We start from the raw sequence: 21,305 nt of genomic DNA on the forward strand, positions 1-21,305 counted from the left end.
CGGTGGGCCGGTGGGCAGCCCACACCGGACTCCGGAGCAGACGGCTCAGGCCGGGAGGCGCTCCGGGGTCACGGCGAGCTGGCGGAACGTCGCGAGCGCCGCCCCGAGCACTCCGGCGCGCTGACCGAGCCGGGCGGTGACGATCGGGGGGATCGCGGCGACCCGCGCACGCGCCACCAGCCGAGCCCGGAGCGGTTCCACGAGAACGGACCCGGCCCCCGAGAGCCCGCCACCGACGACCACCCGGGACGGCGACAGCAGGGTGATCGCCCCGAGCAGCCCGTGCGCGAGGGCGTCGAGCGCGTCGGACCACACGGCATCGGCACGCGAATCAGAACCGAGAGCGTTGACCACGTCGAGCGACGTCGCGTCCGGGTTCCCGGTCACCTCGCCGTACGCCCGCCCGATCGCGCGCGCCGAGGAGTACATCTCGAGGCAGCCGCGCTGTCCGCACGGGCAGAGCAGCCCGTCGGGCGTGATGGGCACGTGCCCGATCTCCCCGGCCTGGTGCAACCCGCCGGCCACGGCCTTCCCGCCGACGACGATGGTCGCGGCGATCCCCGTCCCGATGAAGACGGCGAGCAGGTCCTCGACCCCGGACCCGGCTCCGAGCACCTGCTCGGCGAGCCCGGCTGCGGTGACGTCGTGGTGGACGAGGACGGGCAGGTCGAGCCGCTCGGTGAGCCGCGCGGCCACCGGCATGTTGACCCAGCCGAGGTTCCCCGCGAGCCGCACCACGCCCTTGACGGGGTCGACGATCCCGGGCACGCCGAGCCCCACGACCTCGACGCGGTCGCGCTGCGCGGGCGTCAGCTCGTCGAGCAACCGGCGGCAGAGGATCTCGATGGCCGAGAGGGTCGCCTCGCCGTCGCGCTCCGGGGTGGGGAGCGAGAGGCTCGCCACGGGTGCGCCGAGGCGCGAGTCGAGCACCTCGCCGCGCATGTTCGTCCCCCCGACGTCGAGCGCGAGGACGAGAGCCCCGCTCACAGACCCTGCCACGCGGGCTTGTTGTCGTACGCGTACCGGTAGTAGTCGGCGAGGCGCAGACGGGACGCGGCCGCGTCGTCGAGCAGCACGGTGACGTGCGGGTGGAGCTGGACCACCGACGCGGGGCAGAAGGAGCTCAGCGGTCCCTCGATCATCGCGGCGACCGCCTCGGCCTTGCTCTCGCCGGCGGCGATGAGCACGAGGTGCCGGGCCTCGAGGACCGTCCCGAGGCCCTGGGTGAGGACGTGGTGCGGCACCTCGTCGGCTGAGTCGAAGAAGCGCGCGTTGTCCTCGCGCGTCTGCTGCGTGAGGGTCTTCACGCGGGTGCGCGACGCGAGGGACGAGCCCGGCTCGTTGAACGCGAGGTGCCCGTCGCTGCCGATCCCGAGGATCTGCAGGTCCACCCCTCCGGCGTCGCGGATCGCCGCGTCGTACCGCGGACCAGCGCCGGCGATGTCGTCGCTCGCGCCGTCGGGGCCCTGGACGTTCTCGTCGAGGATGTCGAGCTGCGCGGTGAGCTCGCGCCGGATCACCTCCCGGTACGACTCGGGGTGGCCGAGCGGCAGGCCCACGTACTCGTCGAGCGAGAACGCGCGGACGTGCGCGAAGCTCAACCCGGCCTCGTGCCGGCGGATGAGCTCGGCATAGATCGGCAGGGGCGACGAGCCCGTCGCCAGCCCGAGGACCGGCGCGTCGTGCGTCCTGACGAGGTGCTCGACCGAGTCGGCTGCCAGCGCGCCGAGCTCCGCCGTCGTGCCCCTGATCACGACCTCCATGATGCTGTCCTTCCGATCGACTCGATGATGTGCACGCGTGACATGCCGCTCAACCCCTGACCGCTCAGCCCTTGACCGCGCCGGCCACGAGCCCGGACGTCATCTTGTTCTGCACGATGACGAAGAACACGATGACCGGCACGGCGACGAGCAGGGCGCCCGCCATGACTCCCGGCCAGTCGATGGCCGCGTTCGACTGCGTGGTGAGCCCGCGCAGCCAGAGCGGCACGGTCCGGTTCGACGGGCTCATGACCACCGTGGCCAGTGTGAACTCGTTCCACGACTGGAGGAACGCGTACACGCCCGACGCGACGAGACCCGGTGCGAGCAGCGGGAACGTCACGGCGAAGAACGCCCTGGTCCGGCCGCAACCATCGATCATCGCAGCCTGCTCGAGCTCGACCGGGATGCCCTCGACGAAGCCGCGGAGCATCCACACCGTGAAGGGGAGGACCATCGCGACGTACACGAGCGAGAGGCCCGCGATGGAGTTGAGGAGCGACCATGACTCCAGCATCTTGTACTGGGAGATGAAGAGCCCCTCGGCGGGGATCATCTGGACGATGAGCACCGTGAGGATGAAGCCGCGTCGCCCGGCGAAGCGGAACCGGCTCACGGCGAGCGCGGCGAGGAACGCGAAGACGAGCGCGATCGCCACGACGAGGAACGTCACGACGAGGCTCAGGCGCATCGAGCTGACGAAGCTCGCGTCGAACACGCGGCCGAAGGCTGAGAAGTCGCCGCCGAAGGGCACGAATGTCGGCGTCGACGCGCGCACCTGCTCGGGCGACAGGAAGGCCGAGTTGACCATCCAGTAGACGGGGAACACCCACACGAGGCAGACGAGCACCCCGAGGACGTTGAAGAGCGAGCGATGGCGCGTCACGCGTCCTCCTCGTTGGCGAGCTTGCGGACGTACCCGATGGTCAGGGCGAGGGTGAGCAGGAGCATGAACGTCGCGACGGCGGACGCCATGCCGTAGTTGGACTGCCCGATGCCGAGGTTGTAGATGTACGTGCCGAGGAGGTCGGTCTCGCTGCGCAGGCCGCCGGCGCCCTGGAGGTAGTAGATCTGCGCGAAGACGCGCAGGTCCCAGATGATCTGCAGGAGGCTGACGACGTAGATGATCGGCATGATCGTCGGGATGAGGATGTGGCGGAAGCGCTGCCATCCGCCGGCACCGTCGAGCTGTGCGGCCTCGAGGACCTCGTCGGAGACCTGGGTGAGGGCGGCGTAGAGGGAGAACGCGACGAAGGGCACGCTCATCCACACGACGATGACGGTCGCGACGAAGTAGAAGGACAGCGGGTTGAGGAGCCACGAGTGGCCGGCGAAGCCCTCGAAGCCGGACTGGACGAGCGCCCAGTTGATGACGCCGTACTGGGTGTCGAACAGCCACTGCCACACGGTCATGGCGGCGATGACGGGCATCGCCCACGCGAGGAGCAGGCCGGTCTGGAGCATGAGCCGCACGGGTCCGCTGAGCTTGGTCATGAGGACCGCGACGGCGGTCCCGAGGATCATCGTCAGCCCGGCGTTGACCGCGCAGAAGGCGATGGAGCGGGCGATGACGCCCCACACGACCGGGTCGGCGAAGAGCGCCTGGTAGTTGGCGAGCCCCACCCACTCGGGGGCGGCCACGCCGAACTGCTGCGCGAGCCCGAACTCCTGGAAGGACATGACGAGCTGGCGCACGAGCGGGTAGCCGAGCGCGAGCAGGAGGACGAGCGCCACGGGGAGGAGGAACAGGTACGGCGCCAGGGCACGACGACGGCGGTTGGCGGCCGCCGTCGTCGTGCGAGCCTCGGTCGAGCGAGCGACGCCGAGGGTACTGGTCAGTTCAACGCCTCTTCGAGAGCGGCGTCCGCTGCTGCCGCCTCGGTGGCGATGTCGCCACCCTGGGCGATCTTGGCGAAGAACTCCTCCATGACCTTGGACTGCTCGACGGCGGCCCAGTTCGCGGCTGCCGGCGTGAGCTTGGCGTTCTCCGCGGCAGCGAGGGCAGCGACCGTGAACTGGTCCTGCTCGCCGCCGCCCATGAGGTCGTTGAACGCGGAGTTCGCCGGGCCGAGGCCGTTCTCGGCGAGCATCGTCTGGTACTCGTCGCTGTAGATGAGCTGGAGCAGCTCGAGCGAGAGCTCCTGGTTGGGCGACGCCTTGGAGATGGCGATGTTCGAGCCGCCGGCGAAGACCGGTGCTGCCCCGCCGTCGACGCCGGGCAGCGCGAGCGCGCCGGTGGTCTCGGTGAGCTCTTCGGCGACGCTCCAGCGGGCCCAGCCCGGTGCCATGAACATGGCGGCGTCACCGTTGTTGAAGGCTGTCCACGGTTCGGCGTCCTCGCCGTCCTTGGGGGCCTTCGACGCGCCGTCGTAGATCGCCTTGAGCTGTGTGAGGCCTTCGATGGACTCGGGGCTGGAAAGCTTGCCGACCCACTGGCCGTCTTCCTGGACGGCGATGTCGCCGCCGTTGGCGAAGATCCAGCTGATGCCGTTGCGCCAGTCCTGGCCGGGGAGCCAGAAGCCCGACTGGGTGTCGGTGGTCAGTGCGGCCGCGGCGGCGTTGAACTCGTCGAGCGTGGTCGGCACGGCGATGCCTGCCGCCTCGAGCACGTCGGTGCGGTAGAAGACGTAGCGCGAGCCCCAGTAGTACGGGACGGCGTAGACCTTGTCGTCGACCGTGCCGGCCTCGACGAAGCCCTGCGGGCCGATGGCGTCGCCGCCGAGGTTCTCCAGCTCGCCGGTGAGGTCGGTGAAGGCCCCGACCGAGGCGAACGTGGGTGCCTGGGTGTTGCCGATCTCGACGACGTCCGGGGTCTCGTCGGTGTTGCCGAGCGAGGTCTGGAGCCGCGGGAGGAGCTCGCCCCAGTCGACGCGCTCGACGGTGAGCGTGGCGTCCGTGGTGGCCTCGAACTCGGTCGTGAGCCAGTCGGTGAGCTCGACGGGCGTGTCCTCGCCGGCGAGCCAGAGGGTGATCTCCGTGTCTCCGCCGGCGTCGTTGCCGTCGGTTCCTGTGGTCGAGCCGTCACTGCTGCAGGCACCGAGTGCCAGTGCGGCGACGGTGCCGAACACTGCGATGGGGATGAGCTTCATCTTCATCGTTCCTGTCCTTTCGAGGTGGCCGGGAGGGCCGGGGGTGGGGACCAGCTGAGTGATGAACGGGCGGTGGGGCAGTCTGGGGTGTGCGCCCCGTCAGGAGAGCCCGAGCTCTCCGGCGAGGACGTGTGCGGCGGCGCCTGCGAGGACGCCGTCGTGACCGAGCGCGGACATCCGCAGGCGGACGTGCTCGTCGCCGAACGGTCGCGTGAGCGCGACGACCGTGGCCTCGGCCGACTCGAGGAAGGCCCCGCTGAGGAGCTCGTCGGGACCGGACAGGACCACGTCGCGCAGACCGAGCGCCTGCGTGACGGGGGCGAGGATCCGGCCGAGCTGTCGGCCGGCGACGGCGAGCTCGGCGTCGGCGTCGGCCTCGTCGAGCCCGCGGATCCGGGCGCGCAGGCGCGGGACGGAGAGGAACGCCTCGAGGCAGCCGCGACGGCCGCAGGAGCACTCCGGGCCCTCGTCGGTGCTCGGCTCGGTGCCGGCCGCAGCGGCCGCGAGCGCGGCGGCGGCCATGACGTTGACGTGGCCGATCTCGCCGGCGGTGCCGTCGGGCCCGCGCAGGAGGGCGCCGTCGAGGAGGATGCCGGCGCCGACTCCGTGGCTGATCTCGACGAGGATGAGGCCGGAGCCGGAGCCTTTGCCGAAGGTGTCCTCGGCGAGCGCGGCGGTGTCTGCGTCGTTCGCGACGTAGGTGGGGAAGCCGAGCTCTTCCTGGAGGCGCTCGCGCAGCCCGAGGTCGGTCCACCCGAGGTTGGGCGCGCGGCGCACGACTCCGTCGAGGCTGACGACGCCGGGGGTGCCGACGCCGACGCCGAGGACGCGTCCGGGCGCTGCCTTGACGAGGCGCTTCGCGAGGGTGAGCGTCTTGTAGACGGCGGCTTCGCCGGTGTCGCCGCTGAGCGTGATCTGGGAGGTCTTGACGACGGTCCCGTCGAGGTCGTAGAGCGCCCCGCGCAGGACGCTGTCGCCGGAGAGGTCGAGGCAGACGACGTGGGCGCCGGAGGCGTTGACGCCGACGAGGGTGGCGGGCTTGCCCACGTGGGAGCCGGGGCGCAGGCCGAGCTCGACGACGAGCCCGTCCTCGATGAGGTCGGCGACGACGTCGGAGACGGTGACGCGGGTGAGGGCGGTGAGCCGGGCGAGGTCGGCGCGGCTCACGGGTCCGCCGTCGAAGAGGTGCTGGAGGATGAGGGCACGGTGGTGGACACGGGCGTCGGAGGGGAGGATCTTCGATGCCACGGGGCCGCCTCGCAGGGCGGTCCTCCGCATGTCTGTGCTGGGTGTTTTGCGTGCCATATAGTAAGTACAGCGTACATACATACTCGGTGTCAACGGTCTGCTTCGAGGACGTCCTCGCGAGTGCCCGACGAGACCGCGCCGCCCGTCCCGACGACGACAATGAGCACCGATGACCCTCCCCCTGCTCCCCGCCCCCCGCCGGCTCACCGTGACCGACCCGACCGGTCCGCCGCCCGCCCGCGAGACCGTCGACGCGCTCGCCCGGGCGCTCGCGCCCTGGGCGCCCCGGGCATCGCGCCTCGCGGCCGGCATCGCCTCCGGGCTCGCGCCCGCGACGGCGCCGTCGACGAGGACCGCCTCCGGGACCGACGCGACGCGCGATCCCGCCGGCACCCCGAGCGTGACCGCCGTCCTCGACCCGGCGCTCGAGGACGAGGGCTACGAGCTCACGGTCGGCCCCGCGGCGTGGGAGCTGCGCGCGGGCGGCGAGGCCGGCGCGTACCGGGCCGTCCAGACGCTCCACCAGGCCGTGCGCGACGGCGCGGTCCCCACCTTCACGTGCGCCGACGCCCCCGCGTACGCCGTGCGCGGGGTCATGCTCGACGTCGCCCGGCACTTCTTCCCCGTCGCGAGCGTCGAGCGCGTCATCGACCTCGCCGCCGCCTACCGCTTCAACGAGCTCCACCTCCACCTGTCCGACGACCAGGGCTGGCGGCTCGAGATCGAGGGCCGCCCCCTGCTCACGGCGCTCGGCTCGGCGAACGACGCCGACGGCGGTGACGGAGGCTTCTTCACGCGCGACGACTACCGGCACCTGCAGGAGTACGCGCTCGAGCGCCACGTCGTCGTGGTGCCCGAGATCGACCTGCCCGGCCACACGCACGCCGCCCAGGTCGCCTACCCGGAGGTCAGCCCCGACGGGCTGCCGCGCGAGCCCTACGCCGGCATCGAGGTGGGGTTCAGCTCCGTCCACCTCACGTCCCCGGAGTCGTGGTCGCTCATCGAGGACGTCGTGGCCGGCCTCGCACGCGACACCCTCGGCGACTACCTGCACCTAGGCGGCGACGAGACCCTCACGCTCGAGCGCGCCGACTACCTCGTCTTCATGGAACGCCTCGGCGAGGTCGTCGCCCGGCACGGGAAGAAGCTCGCGCTGTGGCAGGAGGCCACCGGTGCGACCCTGCCGGCGGGCACCCGGCTGCAGTACTGGACCTGGGAGATCGAGACGACGCACCTCGCCGAGGCGGCCCGCACGCAGGACGTCCGCTTCGTCGCGTCCCCGGCGAACCACGCGTACCTCGACCAGAAGTACACCGAGGACTTCCCCCTCGGCCTCACGTGGGCGGGCACCGTGAGCATCCACGACGCGTACGAGTGGGACCCGGTCGCCGAGCTGCCCGGCGTCCCGGCGGAGGCTGTCGTCGGCGTCGAGGTCTGCCTGTGGTCGGAGACCCTGCGCACCCTCGACGACGTGACGACGATGCTCCTGCCTCGCCTGCCCGCCGTCGCGGAGGTGGCCTGGGGCTCACCGCGCGACTACGACCGGCTCACCGGATCGCTCGTGCGGCACGGTCGCTGGTGGGACGCCGAGGGGCTCGTCTTCCACCGCGAGCCGTCCATCGGGTGGGCCTGACCGCCACGTCTGCCGGGCGGGCGTGACTCACGCCCCGACGAGCTCCCCGCCCCGGTAGACGGCGCTGACCGTGAGGGCGTCGTCGAGGAGCACGACGTCCCCGCGCGCACCGACGGCGAGACGCCCCACGTCGGTGCGGCCGATGACGCCGGCGGGCACCGAGGTCGCGGCCGCGAGCGCATCATCGAACGGGACGCCGGCGACGAGGGTCGCGTGCCGCAGGGCGGCGTCGAGCGTGAGGGTGCTGCCGGCGATGGCGCCGCCGTCGCGCAGGCGGGCGACGCCGTCGAGCACGTCGACGGCGAGGCCGCCGAGCACGTAGGGGCCGTCGGGCATGCCGGTGGCCGCCATGGCGTCGGTGACGAGGGCCGTGCGGCCGGGTCCGGCGGAGCGGGCGGCGTGCGCGAGCGTCAGCGGGTGGAGGTGGACGCCGTCGGCGACGAGCTCGACGACGACGCGCTCGTCCTCGAGGAGGGCGAGCACCGGGCCGGGCCGGCGGTGGTGGACGGGCGGCATGGCGTTGAACAGGTGCGTCGCGAGGCGCGAGCCGGCGTCGACGGCGGCGAGCGCGTCGCGCTCGTCGGCGTCGGTGTGACCGATCGCGGCGACGGCGCCGTGACCGACGATCCGGCGGACGGCGTCGAGCCCACCGGGGAGCTCGGGCGCGATCGTCACGACGCGGACGATGCCGCCGGCAGCGGTGAGCAGCCGGTCGACGTCCGCGACGACGGGCTCGCGGAGCAGCGTGGGGTCGTGGGCGCCGCGGTGGAGCGGGCTGAGCCACGGTCCTTCGAGGTGCACGCCGGCGAGGTCGCCCTGCTCGACGAGCTCGGCGAGCGCTGCGACCGAGCCGGCGAGGGTGTCGATCGACGCGGTGACGAGGCTGGCGACGGTGGTCGTCGTGCCGCGGGAGCGGTGGTGGGCGAGGGCGAGCAGGGCGTCGTCGCCCGGGGTGCTGCTCGCCCCGGACGCGGTACCGAAGGTCGCTCCGGCTCCGCCGTGGCAGTGGATGTCGACGAACCCGGGGACGATCCGCTGCCCGGCGACGTCCCGGTGCGGGAGGTGGGCCCACTGCTCGGGGACGGGGCCGTCACCGAGCGCGGCGACGGTGCCGTCGACGACCGCGACCCAGCCGTCGCGCCGAGGGCGGTCGGTGCCGGCACCGGTGCCGCCGCCGACTGCCGGTGAGGTCGAGGGGATGCCCGTGGAGAGGGCGCCGCCGTGCAGGAGGATCGAGCCGCGAGGTGACATGTCGAACAGGGTAGCGATTCGCAGCGGTGGTGGCGCCCACAATGCCTTTCGGCTTTTCTGACGAGTGGTCTTCACAATTCCCCAGGGCATTGATAGGCTCATTGTTGGATTACCCAGTACTTCAAGTCTCACTTATGTGGAGCATGCCAACGACGGCATTCTTCAGAACCCCTGTCCCTCCCGAGGTCACGTCAATGTCGACGTGACCTCGGGAGACGCCCGCAACCCAGACAGCTGCAGCGTGAGCGGAAAACCCCGTCCCTCACGAATACACGTCTCTCCCGCGCACTCGCGCGGCTCTTCCCCGCGCCCACCGGACGATTCCGTCGCGCGCGAGACAGGACACCCATGAGTACACACGTCGCGCCCAGCAGCACCACCCGGCTCCCGCTGGCGACCGGGATTGCGCTGGTCGTCCTCGCGCTGGCCGCCACCGGTCTTGTCGTCTACCTCCTGATCTTCAACGGCAAGGTCCACGACGCAGCCGTCCGGCTGACCGACGGCTCCGCGCTCGTCTCCGCGGGGGCAGGAGAGCTCGCCACCGGCACGACCTCGGCGAAGAACGGTGCGAGCGAGCTCGCGACGGGTGCAGACACCCTCGAGGACGGTGCCTCCGACCTCTCCGACGGCGCGACCCAGGTGTCCGACGGCGCAGCCCTCCTCTCCACCGGCGTCACCGCGCTCGAGACCGGCGCGGGCGCCCTCGCCACCGGGGCGTCGGACGTCGACGCCGGTGCCGACAAGGTCGCCGCAGGCGCCTCGGACGCCGCGACCGGCGCTGCGTCCCTCTCGACCGGAGCGACGTCCGTGTCCACCGGTGCCGGCACGCTCGCGGCGGGCGCGGGCACGGCGTCCACCGGCGCGTCCGACGTCGCGACGGGCGCCACGAAGGTCCAGACGGGTGCCACCGACCTCGCCACCAAGGGCGTCGCCCTCACCGACGGTACGACCGCCATCGCCGACGGCGCCGCGAGCCTCGACGCAGGAGCGATCCTCCTGCGTGACGGCACGGCAGCCGTCGACGACACGATCGTCGACCTGCGCGCAGGCGTCCAGGGCATGAGCACCAACCTCACGGCTCTCTCGGGCGCGCTCCACAGCACGAGCGCCCCCTCGGTCACGACGCTCACCACCGGCATCGGTACCGCTGCCGGCGGCCTCAGCGACGACCTCGACGGCCTCGAGGACGACCTCACCGACGTCGCGACCGGCCTCACGGGCACGACCGGCGTGAGCACGGACCTCGACGCGATGGCCACCGACCTCGCGACGCTCCGCGACAAGGTCGTCGCAGAGACCGCGACGGCCGCCGACGTCCAGGCCCTCCTCGACGACCTCGCCGCGGTCGACACGAAGATCACGACCGTGAGCGACACCACGACGACGCTCTCCGCCACCGCAGGGACGCTCTCCCAGACGGCCACGGGCCTCGAGACGACGGCGGTCGGGGCTGCGGGCGACCCGCTGTCCGCCGCATCCAGCGTCACGGGCAGGCTCACGGGCATCTCCGGCCAGGTCGGACAGATCGCTGCCGGGGCCGGGAACCTCGCGAACGTCACGCTCAACCCTGCTTTCGAGGAGACACCGACGCAGCAGTCCCTCGCGGTCGGTACCGCTCGCCTGAGGGCCGGAGCCGCGACCCTCCAGGCCGGCACCGCGAACCTCCTGCTCAAGGCTCCGGCCCTGCGAGACGGGACGGCGCAGTTCATGGCCGGGATCGGCACCCTCAAGGCGGGCACCACGACTCTCGCCACCGGAGCGAGCTCGCTGAAGACGGGGACGAGCCAGATCGCGACCGGAGCCTCGGCTCTCGCGTCGGGCAGCAGCACCCTCGCCTCCGGCGCGAGCAGGCTCGCGACCGGCACCTCGACCCTCGCGGACGGCGCGAGCACCCTCGCGACCGGCACGGGCGACCTCGCCGACGGCGCGTCGCGGCTGAGCACCGGCGCGACGTCGCTCGCGACCGGCGCGAGCGACCTCTCGACGGGGGCGACGTCCTTGTCGACGGGTGCCGCCACGCTCGAGGAGGGTTCGACCACGCTGTCCGACGGCATGACGACCCTCTCGGACGGCACGACGACGCTGGCGACCGGCGCGCAGAGCCTGAGCGACGGGACCACGAAGGTCGCCGACGGCAACCTCACGCTCAAGACGGACGTCGAGGAGGGACCGACCGTGACGCTCGCGATCGCGGGGTCCGTGCTCGCCGTCCTGGGGCTGCTCGCGGGAGTCGTCGCTGTGGGCCTCGCACTGCGGCGCCGACCGGTCGCCTGAGCCGAGCGGCTTCCCGGCCGATCCGCGACCTGCTCACGAAGGAGCCGACGGAGCGGCCTGTGGAGAGCACCTGCGCTCCACAGGCCGCTCCGTGCGTGCGGCACTGTCAGCCCGAGAGAGCATGGTTGGACCATGAGAGATGCACGACGCCACGCACCGAGGGACCCACGATGAGCGAGACGAGCACGACGACAGACGAGGTCACGGCGGTCGGCCTCCGCTGCTTCGGCGACGGTGACGAGCTCTACGCGGCCTACCACGACACCGAGTGGGGCGTCCCCGTCCACGGGGAGGCCGAGCTCCTCGAACGACTCGCGCTCGAGGGCTTCCAGTCCGGGCTGTCGTGGCTCACCGTCCTGCGCAAGCGCCCGGCGTTCCGCACGGCCTTCGCGGGCTTCGACCCCGAGGCGGTCGCCCGGTTCACGGACGAGGACGTCGAGCGTCTCCTGCTCGACGCGTCGATCATCCGCAACCGGGCCAAGGTCCGGGCGGTCGTGACGAACGCACGAGCCGTCGTCGGGCTGCACGCGCAGGGTCGCACGCTGGACGACCTCGTGTGGTCCCACGCCCCCGCCGGGTCGGCTCCCGAGCGTCACGCCATGTGGATGGACGTCCCGGCGTCGACCCCTGGGTCGGTCGCGCTCGCGAAGGACCTCAAGGCGAACGGTTTCACGTTCGTCGGACCCATCACCGCGTACGCCACGATGCAGGCGTGCGGGCTGGTCGACGACCACCTCGCCGGGTGCCTCGTGGCACGGCGACCGACGTCCTGAGACGTCGAACGCGGCAGTGTTATGCCATCCCGTTGAGGAGCAGGTCCCAGAGGCTGTCGGTGAACTCCTCGAGGCTGTCGCGGGCGTCCAGGTCCTGCGACACCTGCTGCACACCGAACCACGCCGCCACGGCGATGAGGGTCACGCGGTCCAGGTCGAGGTCGCTGCGGATCTCACCGAGAGCTGCCGCCTTCTCGAGGAAGTAGCGCGAGGTCTTGATCCAGTCGACGAACGGTGTGGGCAGCTCGACGTCGATCGAGGCACGGTCGCGGACCAGTCGGACCGCCGCCCGGATGTGGATGTCGTCGCGGTACGCGACCGCAACCTGGCCGGTCAGCCAGCGGATCGCCTCCAGAGGACCGTTCCCGCGCTCCTCGGCAGCCTTGACCAGCGGCTCCCACGAGTTGAAGTAGTCGGACACGATCGCGCGGGCGATATCACCCTTCGACGGGTAGTGGAAGTAGAGCGCGCCCTTGGTCAGGCCGAGCCGCTCGGCGATGTCGGACAGGGAGGCACCGACGTAGCCGTGGGCCTCGAACTCCTCGGCGGCCACCTGGAGGATGCCTGCGCGGGTCGCTGCCCGCTGATCGCTTCGACGTGACATGACTCTCCATTCTCAGGTGCCGCTCACCGCTCGGTATTATCACGGTATGACCCACGAGGCCACTTCCTGGCGCGACACGCACAAGCCTACATTTGACCAACCGGTCGACCGGTCAATGGTCCACCGACGCGCCGCAGCAGAAGTTTTCCTCACCGGAGCGCACCAGCTCTCCCGTCACGAGTGGATCTTCGACGTCCAGCTCTCCCGCGGCCACGTCCTCGTCCCGCCCCGCGCCACCGAGGTCCCCCTCACTCTGTGCATCGAGGCCCTGCGCCAGATGGGTCTCTACATGGCCCACTCCGGCTACGAGATCCCTCTCGACTGGGCGTTCACGCTCCAGAAGACGACGTTCGCGTGGCTCCCCGGCGCCCGCGTCGCCTTCCCCGAGTTCGCACCGCTCGAGCTCACCACCCACCTCGTCGTCACCCGGGAGACACTCCGCAAGGGGGTCGTCAGCGGCCTGGCAGCCAGCCTCGAGTTCTACGTCGGCGACGAGAAGGTCGCCGTCGGGACCGGTGAGCTGCGGTGCATCTCGCCCGTCCACTACCGGGCTCTGCGTCGTGGGGCCCCGGCCCCCTACGACGTCACGCGACGGTACGACCCGGCCCCCGTGCGCGACCTGCGCGAGACCACCGACGGCCACGAAGGTGTCGTCGGCTACAACCACGGGAACCCCTTCTTCTTCGACCACCCCGTCGACCACGTGCCCGGGATGCTCCTGCTCCACTCGATGACGCACCTGTTCGACCTCGCGCTCCCCCACCTCACGGCCCGGTCCGTCGAGATCACCTGCGACTCGTTCCCCGAGTTCGACCCACCCGTCGGCATCCGCGCCGAGCGCACCGAGCAGGACACGACGCTCCACGTCGTCTTCACGCAGAACGGACGAGACATCGCCGAGGGCCACGTGACCGGCATCGAGTCCGCCGCCCTCGTGGGCGCGGACACCATCCCGCTCGTCGACGTGGGCGACCCCGCCCCCGTCGCGCAGGGGGCCGTCCTGTGACCCGGGTCGTCGTGGTCGGCGCGAGCGGCTTCATCGGCTCGCACGCCGTCCAGGCCCTCGCGGGACGCTCGGGCGTCAGCGTCACCGCGGCGTCACGCACCCCGGGCGCCGGCGCGTCGAGCCCGGGATCCTCGAGCGCGGTCGCCTCGGTCGCCGCCGACCTCCTCGACCCGGCGTCGCTCGCCGACGCGTTCGTCGGAGCCGACGTCGTCGTGCACGCCGCGTCCTACGTCGGCAAGGACGCGGCCCTGAGCGAGGCGACCAACGTCGACGGCACGGCGAACCTCGTCGCGGCGGCCGGCGCCGCGGGGGTCAGCCGCATCGTCTACGTCTCGACGACATCCGTCTACGGGACCGGGCCGCACCGGGGCGTCCGGGTCGGCGACGTACCACCCCGCCCCGAGTCGGTCGCGAGCACGCACCGGCACACCGCGGAAGGTCTCGTGCGGGACACCGGTGGCTCGGTCCTGCGCCCCAACCTCGTGTACGGCGCGGGCGACCGCTGGTTCGTGCCCGCGCTCGCGAAGCTCACCGCCGGTCTCGGCGCGACGATCGACTCCGGACGAGCCCGGATCTCGGTGATCTCGGCCGACGACCTCGGCCGTCTCGTGGCCGCTGTCGCGCTGCACCCGGACGTCGCACCCGGCTCCGTCCTGCACGCCGCCGCCCCCGAGCCCGTCACCGTCGCGCAGGTCCACGAGGCCGTGGCGGCCTCGCTCGGGTTCCCCGTGCCCTCCCGGACCGTCACCGTGGAGCAGGCGCGGGCAGCGCTCGTCCCCGCGGCCGCGAGCGCGCACCAGCTCGCGCTCGTCACGCTCGACCACTGGTACGACACGGAGCCCGCGTGGCGCCTCGCCGGCAACCCGCCCACCTCGGCGTTCTCCCTGACAGACACCCACGTCGCCTGGTATCGCCGCGTCCTGTCCTGATGGGAGGATGCACCCCATGCGGAACTCCATGACTCTCGGCGAGGGCGAGCACGTCGTCCTCGACCTGCGCACCCACGTCAAGGCCCTCCTCCTCCCTCTCCTCGTCCTCCTCATCGCGGTCGCGGCGGTCGGAGCCGCGTACCTCCTCGTCCCCGAGAGCTCCGCGCAGCGCTGGCTGCAGCTCGTCGTCGTGGTGGTCGCCGTCGTCGCCGTGCTCGTGTGGGCGTTCGTCCCGTTCCTGCGCTGGACCACGTCCCGGTACACGATCACGAACCGTCGCCTCATCACGCGCAGCGGCATCGTCACGCGCATCGGCCGAGACATCCCGCTGTACCGGATCAACGACGTCGCCTACGAGAAGGGGCTGCTCGACCGCCTCCTCGGGTGCGGCACGCTCGTCATCTCGGACGCGACCGACAAGCCCGGTGTCGTCCTGCACGACATCCCGCGGATCGAGGCCGTCCAGCTCCAGCTCTCCGAGCTGCTCCACGCCGCGGACGACGGCTCCGACGACGGCGAGTTCCCGCCCAGCGAGCCTCGTCGCCAGACGGGTCGCTGAGCAGCACCGTCGCTCGTCCGCGCGACGGCTGTCAACGCGCTGCGCAGAACAGGCCCGTCGGGCGCCCCTCCACTAGGGTGACCGCATGAGACGAGACGCGGAGACGGCTCTGCCGCGTGCCGCGCTCGTCCTCGCCGACTCGGTGCGCGTGCTCGGGGCGCTGAGCATCCTCGTCTCTGTCGTCTGGTTCGGCCCGGTCGAGGTGGCTCTCTTCCTCCTCGTGCTGCTCGGCCTGCTCGTGCCGCGCGTGATCGCTGTCCCCGCGCCCCTCGACCTCTCGCTCGGCGTCACGCTCCTCGCCGGTGGCTGGTTCGCCGTGTTCGACGTCTTCGAGGCCGTCGGCCCGCTCGACCTCGTCGTCCACCTCGTGGCCAACGGCCTCCTCGCCGTCACGGCGTACCTCCTGCTCGCCCGGCTCCGGGCCGTCCCCGACCCGGCTGCCGCCACCCTCGACCGCCACCGCACCGGTGTCGTCGTCGTCACCACAGCACTCGGCGTGCTGCTCGGCGTGCTCTGGGAGCTCGGCGAGTGGGCCGGCCACACCTACTTCGACGACGGGATCAACGTGGGATATGACGACACGCTCGGAGACCTCGTCTCGGGTGGGGCCGGGTCGCTCGTCGGGGGGATCACGCTCGCGCTCGTCGCGACCCGTCGGAGCAACCGGACGGCGCACCGGTCGATGAGCCGGGACACCGCATGACCCGCTTGTCGGTCGTCGTCCCCGTGCTCGACGACGCCGCACACCTCGAGGAGTGCCTGCAGCACCTCGCCCGCCAGACGCTCGCCCCCGCCGAGATCGTCGTCGTGGACAATGGCTCGAGCGACGAGAGCGTCGCCGTCGCGACGCGGCACGGCGCCCGGGTGGTGCACGAGCCCGTCCGCGGCATCCCGTCCGCGGCGGCACGCGGGTATGACGCGGCGACCGGCGACGTCATCGTCCGCTGCGACGCCGACACCCGTGCACCCGTCGACTGGCTCGAGCGCGTCCACCGCGCGTTCACCGAGGACCCGTCGCTGACGGCCGTCACCGGACCCGGGCACTTCTACGACCTGCCGCGCGTCCAGGGCTGGTTCGCGCGGGTGTTCTACATGCGCGGGTACTACTGGGGCATCCACGCAGCGCTCGCCCGCGTGCCGCTCTGGGGGTCGAACATGGCGATCCGCCGGACCGCCTGGGAGGCGGTGGGCGGTCGCGTCCACCGCACGGACCCCCTGGTGCACGACGACATCGACCTGAGCTTCCAGCTCGACCCGTCGATGCGCGTGCGGTACGACCGCAGGCTCGTCGTCGGCGTCGCGGGTCGGACCTTCGAGAGCCCCGCCGCGTTCCGCAGACGCTTCACCTGGGCGTTCCACACGCTCGCGGTCAACTGGCGGGTCAGTCCACCGTGGGACCGCTGGCGCGCCCGGTTCGCCCAGCGCCCCGTCGGTCCGGCACCGACGCCCACCGAGCCTGCGCCGACCAGTCCCTGACCCGACGTGACGTAGCCTGCCTGCCATGCCTGAGAACGACGCCGCGCCCGACGCCGCACCTGCCCCCGCACACCGCGGGGCGGTCTCGGAACGCCTCAACTTCTGGCTCAACGACCCCGTCGAGCCTCTCTGGGAACGACCGCGCGCCACCCCGGTGCAACAGCGCCACGACATCTACGGGGCACTGGGCCTCGCCGCCGTCGCGGCCGTCGCGCTGGTGATGTCGAAGAGCATGAGCGAAGCCCCGGACGGCGAGAGCACGTGGCACGCGTACGCGGCCGTCGGCGTGATGATCGCCCCGCTCGCCGTACGGCGCCGCTTCCCCCTCGCGGTTCTGCTCGTCTCCAGCATCCTGTTCCTCGTCCTCAGCTACGCGGCACCGTCGGCCGGCTACGAGCTCTCCTTCCAGGTCGCCTACTTCGCCGCCCTGTACGCCGCCGTCGCGTGGGCACCCGACCGCCGCATGCTGTGGATCGCGATGGCGCTCGTCCTCCTGACGATGACCCTCTGGATCGTCTTCACGTTCACGCTCGCCTCGGCGTACAGCGAGCTGCTGCGCGCGGACGAGCACGACCTCGCCGGACCCGTCGCGCCGCTCACGGCCGCGGTCGTCTACACCGCGCTCCTCAACCTCGCGTACTTTGGTGGTGCGATCGCCGCGGGCCGCGCCTCGTGGCGCAGCGCGCTCCAGCGCGAACGGCTCGGCCAGCAGACGGACCACATCCGGGACCAGGCGGACGAGCTGGCCCGGCGCGCGGTCGTCGACGAGCGCCTGCGCATCGCCCGCGAGCTGCACGATGTCGTCGCTCACCACGTCTCCGTCATCGGGGTGCAGGCCGGGGCTGCGCGCACCGTGCTCACCCGCGACCCGGACGCCGCGTCGGAGGCGCTGCGCACCATCGAGGCGTCGAGCCGCCAGGCCGTCGGTGACATGCGGTCCCTGCTCGGGGTGCTCCGCAGCGAGACGGACACCGACCGCCACTCCGGGCCGCACCGCGCACCCGAGCCCGGCCTCGCGAACCTCGACGAGCTCGCCACCGTCCATCGTGGGGCCGGCCTCGACGTGGTCGTCACCGTGGTCGAGGAGACCGGGACCCTCGCGGACGTCCCCGAGCCGGTCTCGCTCTCGCTCTACCGCACCGTCCAGGAGTCGCTGTCCAACGTCGCGCGGCACTCGACCGCGCGCCACGTCCAGGTGAGCGTCCGGACCGGCGCCGGGGCTGCCGGCACGCGCCCGACCGATCCCGAGACCGCGAGCGCGAGCCAGGTGCACCGGTGGGTCGAGATCGAGGTCGTCGACGACGGTCAGCCCCGGACCGGTACCGCAGGCTCCGGCTACGGGCTCCGTGGCATCCACGAGCGCGTCCAGCTCCACCGCGGCGAGGCGGAGATCGGTCCTCGCCGAGCCGGGTCGGGCTGGCGCGTGCGTGTCCGCCTGCCCTTCACGACCACCCACGAGAGGCACCCCTCATGAGCGACCCTGCTGTGCACGGTCCGGCGCACGACGCCCCGAGCGCGCAGTCCCCGATCCGTGTCCTGCTCGTCGACGACCACGCCCTCGTGCGTTCGGGCTTCGCGATGGTCCTCTCGGTCGAGGAGGACATCCAGGTCGTCGGGCAGGCCGCGAACGGTCGGGAGGCCCTCGTCGCGCTGGCGGAGCATCCTGCCGACGTGGTGCTCATGGACGTGCAGATGCCGGTGATGGACGGGATCGCCGCGACGCACGAGATCGTCGCCGGCGGCCTCGCGAAGGTCATCATCCTCACGACGTTCGACCGCGACGACTACCTGTTCGACGCTCTCGCGGCCGGGGCGAGCGGGTTCCTGCTGAAGAACGCCGACCCGGACGACCTCGTCGAGGCCGTGCACGCCGTCGCGGAAGGGCATGCCCTCCTCGCTCCGGAGGCGACGCTCAAGGTCATCTCGCGGCTCGCGCAGACGCCGCGGCCGAGCGGTGCAGCGCCGGCGCCGCTGCCCGGTCACGACCTCAGCCGACCGGCGGCGAGCGCACCGGCGGATGCGGCGGCGGGCACGGCGGCGCGGGCCGTCGGCCCCGGGAAGGGCGGGGCGGGGGCGTCGATGCTCACCCCGCGCGAGGTCGAGGTGCTCGAGCTGCTCGCCGACGGCCTCTCCAACGCGGAGATCGCCGGCCGGATGTTCCTCGGGGAGTCGACCGTCAAGACGTACGTGTCGAACATCCTCGCCAAGACGGACTCCCGGGACCGGGTGCAGGCCGTCATCTTCGCGTACCGCCACGGTCTCCAGCGCGAACCCTGAGTCGCGGCTCGCGCCCGGTCGGCCGGGTGGCCTCCCCCTTCCGGAGGAGCTGTGACCGTTCGGCGGAACGCGCCGGGGCTGCCCGCCGCTCGACGTTCCACCTGATGGGGGAGGTGCGCGCGACGTCGCCTCCCTAGGCTGGTCGTGACAGAAGGAAGGGATGGTCATGAACCAGAACGCACCCTCGCTCGAGGTGAGGAACCTGACTCGTCGGTTCGGTGAGAAGACTGCGGTGGACGACGTCTCGTTCACCGTGGAGCCGGGCCGCATGACGGGATTCGTCGGCGCCAACGGTGCCGGCAAGACGACGACGATGCGCATGATCATGGGCGTCCTCACGGTCCACGGCGGCGAGGTCCTGTGGGGCGGACGGCCCATCGCGCTCAAGGACCGGACCCGCTTCGGATACATGCCCGAGGAGCGCGGCCTCTACCCCAAGCAGGGCATCCTCGACCAGCTGACGTACCTCGGCCAGCTGCGCGGCATGACGCGCAAGGACGCGGCGTCGGAGGCGACGCGCATGCTCGAGCGCTTCGGTCTCGGAGCGCGGCTCAAGGACAAGCTCGAGTCGCTGTCCCTCGGGAACCAGCAGCGTGTGCAGATCACCGCGTCCCTGCTGCACCGCCCGACGGCGCTCATCCTCGACGAGCCGTTCTCCGGCCTCGACCCGGTGGCGGTCGACTCGATGGTCGACCTCCTCCGTGACCGTCTGCGCGAGGGCGTCCCTGTCCTCTTCTCGAGCCACCAGCTCGACCTCGTCGACCGGTTGTGCGACTCGCTCGTCGTGCTGTCCGACGGCAAGGTCATGGCGTCCGGCACGAGCGCGTCGCTGCGTTCGCGCGGCCCACGGCAGTACAGCATCACGACGGCTCCCGACGCAGGCTGGCTGCGCGGGGTGGCGGGCGTGCGTGTCGTCGACGTGGACGGACCTCGCGCCGTCCTCGAGCTCGACGACGAGGGCGCGCAGGCGCGCGTCCTGCAGGAGGCGGTCGGCCGGGGGCTGAGCGAGTTCACGCCCCTCGTCCCGTCGTTGTCGGACATCTACCGGGAGGTCACGCGATGAGCACCACGACGAAGCAGACGACCGGACCGGCGGCGCCGGTCGGGCCCGTCACAGCACCTGAGGACGACATGCCTGCGGTGAAGAACCCGTGGCTCGTGGTCACGGTCCGCGAGATCACCGTGAAGCTCACGGACCGCAACTTCCTCCTCTCGACGGCTCTGACGCTCGTCCTCATCATCGCGAGCGTCGCGGTGTCGGCGTTCCTCGGCAGCCGCACGTCCGACTTCACGGTCGCGGTGACCTCCGGCGAGGCTCGCTCGATCGTCGAGACCGGCGCGGCGACGCTCGAGGCCGACGACTCCGGGGACACCATCACCGCGGAGGACGCCGCCGACGAGGCGGCCGCTCGACAGGCGGTGCGTGACGGGGAGGTCGACGCGGCGCTCGTCGTCGGCGACGACGGCTGGACCCTCGTCGGGATGGACGGCGTGGACGCCGCCTTGTCGGCCACCGTGTCCGAGAGCGTCTCCGCGGAGGTGCTCGCCGAGAACGCGGCCGCGGCCGGGACGACGGTCGAGGAGCTCACCGCGGGCTCGGTCGTGACGACCGAGCTGCTCGAGGGCAACGAGGAGAACGAGGGGCTCAAGTCGGCGGTCGGCTTCATCTTCGCCTTCCTCTTCTACATGGCTGCGATCATCTTCGGCATGGCGATCGCCAACTCGGTCCTCGAGGAGAAGCAGAACCGCGTGGTCGAGATCCTCGCGACAGCCATCCCCATCCGCCAGCTCCTCTACGGCAAGGTCATCGGGAACTCGCTGCTCGCCTTCGCGCAGATCGCGCTCTTCGCCCTCGTGGCGCTCGTCGCGGTCAACGTCACGGGGGTCGCGTCGGACCTCGGCTGGCTGCTCGGGGCGTCGGGCTGGTTCATCGCGTTCTTCGTCGTCGGCTTCACGGCGCTGGCGGCGGTGTGGGCGGTCCTCGGTTCGCTCGCGAGCCGTAGCGAGGACCTGCAGTCGAACACCGGGCCGATCACGACGGTCATCATGGTCGCGCTCTTCGTCGGTCTCTTCGCCGACGGCGTGTGGCTCACGGTCGCGAGCTACGTCCCGGTGATCTCCTCGATCGCGATGCCGATCCGGATGCTCGACGGCGACGTCCCGCTGTGGGAGCCGCTCGCGTCCCTCGGCCTGAGCATCGTCGCGGCCTACGCACTGCTGCGCCTCGGCGAGCGGGTCTACCAGCGGGCCGTCATGCAAGGGGGCACCGCGCTCAAGTGGCGCCAGGCGCTCAAGGTCGAGATCTGACCCGACGGCCAGTGCCACAGCCGTACCCCGAACGGCAGCTGCACCCGTGGGGGGGGGGGGGGGGGGGGGGGGGGGGGGGGGGGGGGGGGGGGGGGGGGGGGGGGGGGGGGGGGGGG

20 protein-coding genes are annotated in these 21,305 nt (G+C 71.9%); 12 read left to right on the forward strand and 8 right to left on the reverse strand.

The features are described 5' to 3' along the window. Positions 1–45: 45 nt before the first annotated feature. From ABKW26_RS03595 to ABKW26_RS03620, 6 genes are all read right to left on the reverse strand, one after another. A complete protein-coding gene (locus ABKW26_RS03595) occupies positions 46–999 on the reverse strand; it encodes an ROK family protein (RefSeq protein WP_348591064.1) in 954 nt (317 codons plus the stop codon). Beyond that, positions 984–1,763, reverse strand: coding sequence for a glucosamine-6-phosphate deaminase (gene nagB, locus ABKW26_RS03600; protein WP_348591065.1), 780 nt, complete (start codon positions 1,761–1,763; stop codon positions 984–986). Before nagB ends, ABKW26_RS03595 begins: the two co-directional genes overlap by 16 nt. Positions 1,764–1,827: 64 nt before the next feature. Further along, positions 1,828–2,649: a carbohydrate ABC transporter permease gene (locus ABKW26_RS03605; protein WP_348591066.1), complete on the reverse strand. Its 822-nt coding sequence runs from the start codon at positions 2,647–2,649 to the stop codon at positions 1,828–1,830. Next, positions 2,646–3,497 carry a sugar ABC transporter permease gene (locus ABKW26_RS03610; protein ID WP_348591067.1) on the reverse strand — a complete coding sequence of 284 codons (852 nt, stop codon included), beginning with the start codon at positions 3,495–3,497 and terminating at the stop codon, positions 2,646–2,648. The genes ABKW26_RS03605 and ABKW26_RS03610 overlap by 4 nt, the downstream gene beginning before the upstream one ends. Positions 3,498–3,598: 101 nt before the next feature. Continuing rightward, positions 3,599–4,858 (reverse strand): extracellular solute-binding protein, encoded by a 1,260-nt coding sequence (locus tag ABKW26_RS03615; RefSeq protein WP_348591068.1) that lies wholly within the window; start codon positions 4,856–4,858, stop codon positions 3,599–3,601. A gap of 93 nt (positions 4,859–4,951) precedes the next feature. Continuing rightward, the gene (locus ABKW26_RS03620) at positions 4,952–6,100 is read right to left on the reverse strand and encodes an ROK family transcriptional regulator (RefSeq protein ID WP_348591069.1); all 1,149 of its coding nucleotides are present in this window, start codon (positions 6,098–6,100) and stop codon (positions 4,952–4,954) included. 169 nt (positions 6,101–6,269) lie between these two features. On the opposite strand from ABKW26_RS03620, the gene ABKW26_RS03625 reads away from it, so the two are divergent. After that, complete coding sequence (locus ABKW26_RS03625; protein WP_348591070.1) at positions 6,270–7,733, forward strand: family 20 glycosylhydrolase; 1,464 nt, start codon at positions 6,270–6,272, stop codon at positions 7,731–7,733. Between the two features lie 27 nt (positions 7,734–7,760). On the opposite strand, the gene ABKW26_RS03630 is transcribed toward ABKW26_RS03625, so the two are convergent. Beyond that, positions 7,761–8,984, reverse strand: coding sequence for an N-acetylglucosamine-6-phosphate deacetylase (locus ABKW26_RS03630; protein WP_348591071.1), 1,224 nt, complete (start codon positions 8,982–8,984; stop codon positions 7,761–7,763). 348 nt (positions 8,985–9,332) lie between these two features. On the opposite strand from ABKW26_RS03630, the gene ABKW26_RS03635 reads away from it, so the two are divergent. Together ABKW26_RS03635 and ABKW26_RS03640 are read left to right on the forward strand one after the other, a co-directional pair. Next, entirely contained in the window at positions 9,333–11,258 is a 1,926-nt protein-coding gene (locus ABKW26_RS03635; RefSeq protein WP_348591072.1) for a hypothetical protein, read from the forward strand. Between the two features lie 170 nt (positions 11,259–11,428). Further along, positions 11,429–12,031 carry a DNA-3-methyladenine glycosylase I gene (locus tag ABKW26_RS03640; protein WP_348591073.1) on the forward strand — a complete coding sequence of 201 codons (603 nt, stop codon included), beginning with the start codon at positions 11,429–11,431 and terminating at the stop codon, positions 12,029–12,031. 19 nt (positions 12,032–12,050) lie between these two features. Here the strand turns inward: ABKW26_RS03640 and ABKW26_RS03645 are convergent, their stop codons facing one another. Next, a complete protein-coding gene (locus tag ABKW26_RS03645; RefSeq protein WP_348591074.1) occupies positions 12,051–12,635 on the reverse strand; it encodes a ScbR family autoregulator-binding transcription factor in 585 nt (194 codons plus the stop codon). A gap of 115 nt (positions 12,636–12,750) precedes the next feature. On the opposite strand from ABKW26_RS03645, the gene ABKW26_RS03650 reads away from it, so the two are divergent. The 9 genes from ABKW26_RS03650 (at position 12,751) to ABKW26_RS03690 (ending at position 21,189) form a co-directional block, all read left to right on the forward strand. Further along, positions 12,751–13,641 carry an AfsA-related hotdog domain-containing protein gene (locus ABKW26_RS03650; protein WP_348591075.1) on the forward strand — a complete coding sequence of 297 codons (891 nt, stop codon included), beginning with the start codon at positions 12,751–12,753 and terminating at the stop codon, positions 13,639–13,641. Beyond that, positions 13,638–14,570: an NAD(P)-dependent oxidoreductase gene (locus ABKW26_RS03655; protein ID WP_348591076.1), complete on the forward strand. Its 933-nt coding sequence runs from the start codon at positions 13,638–13,640 to the stop codon at positions 14,568–14,570. The genes ABKW26_RS03650 and ABKW26_RS03655 overlap by 4 nt, the downstream gene beginning before the upstream one ends. A 16-nt stretch (positions 14,571–14,586) precedes the next feature. Continuing rightward, positions 14,587–15,129 (forward strand): PH domain-containing protein, encoded by a 543-nt coding sequence (locus ABKW26_RS03660; protein ID WP_348591077.1) that lies wholly within the window; start codon positions 14,587–14,589, stop codon positions 15,127–15,129. 85 nt (positions 15,130–15,214) lie between these two features. Then, positions 15,215–15,832: a hypothetical protein gene (locus tag ABKW26_RS03665; RefSeq protein ID WP_348591078.1), complete on the forward strand. Its 618-nt coding sequence runs from the start codon at positions 15,215–15,217 to the stop codon at positions 15,830–15,832. Beyond that, positions 15,829–16,605: a glycosyltransferase family A protein gene (locus ABKW26_RS03670; protein ID WP_348591079.1), complete on the forward strand. Its 777-nt coding sequence runs from the start codon at positions 15,829–15,831 to the stop codon at positions 16,603–16,605. Before ABKW26_RS03665 ends, ABKW26_RS03670 begins: the two co-directional genes overlap by 4 nt. A gap of 25 nt (positions 16,606–16,630) precedes the next feature. Next, a complete protein-coding gene (locus ABKW26_RS03675; protein WP_348591080.1) occupies positions 16,631–18,079 on the forward strand; it encodes a histidine kinase in 1,449 nt (482 codons plus the stop codon). Then, entirely contained in the window at positions 18,076–18,882 is an 807-nt protein-coding gene (locus tag ABKW26_RS03680) for a response regulator transcription factor (RefSeq protein WP_348591081.1), read from the forward strand. Before ABKW26_RS03675 ends, ABKW26_RS03680 begins: the two co-directional genes overlap by 4 nt. A gap of 166 nt (positions 18,883–19,048) precedes the next feature. After that, positions 19,049–19,945, forward strand: a complete 897-nt coding sequence (locus tag ABKW26_RS03685) for an ATP-binding cassette domain-containing protein (protein WP_348591082.1) — start codon at positions 19,049–19,051, stop codon at positions 19,943–19,945. Next, positions 19,942–21,189 carry an ABC transporter permease gene (locus ABKW26_RS03690; protein ID WP_348591083.1) on the forward strand — a complete coding sequence of 416 codons (1,248 nt, stop codon included), beginning with the start codon at positions 19,942–19,944 and terminating at the stop codon, positions 21,187–21,189. Before ABKW26_RS03685 ends, ABKW26_RS03690 begins: the two co-directional genes overlap by 4 nt. The last annotated feature ends 116 nt before the right edge of the window (positions 21,190–21,305 follow it).

Source organism: Sanguibacter sp. 25GB23B1 (assembly GCF_040012415.1).
Classification (GTDB): domain Bacteria; phylum Actinomycetota; class Actinomycetes; order Actinomycetales; family Cellulomonadaceae; genus Sanguibacter.